Genomic DNA, 268 nt, shown 5'->3' with positions numbered 1-268 from the left:
CCAGTTTTTCGAGTGCAAGCCGCAGACGCCGCACGGCCGAGGGGCGATCGTGATCCCAGACGATCAGCTTGGCGATCATCGGGTCGTAATGCACGGTGATGGCGTCGCAGGCGCGAATGCCGCTGTCTATCCTGAGATGAGGTCCTTCGTCGGGAAAGACGAGATGGTCGATCGTGCCGATTGACGGCAGAAAATCATGCGCCGGGTCTTCCGCGTAAATCCGCGCTTCGATGGCATGGCCGTTGATGCGCAGATTGCCCCAGTCTTC

General features: G+C 60.1%; 1 pseudogene. It reads right to left on the bottom strand.

Features of this window, described 5'->3' with window-relative positions:
* Nucleotides 1–268, bottom strand: a pseudogene (locus SB816_RS32100) (3-methylcrotonyl-CoA carboxylase); the annotation flags it as partial.

It is taken from the genome of Achromobacter sp. SIMBA_011 (assembly GCF_046535435.1).
Taxonomy (GTDB): Bacteria; Pseudomonadota; Gammaproteobacteria; order Burkholderiales; family Burkholderiaceae_B; genus Achromobacter; species Achromobacter dolens.
The sequence above is the reverse complement of the archived record's forward strand: the minus strand, read 5'-3'. Positions and strand labels throughout refer to the sequence as shown.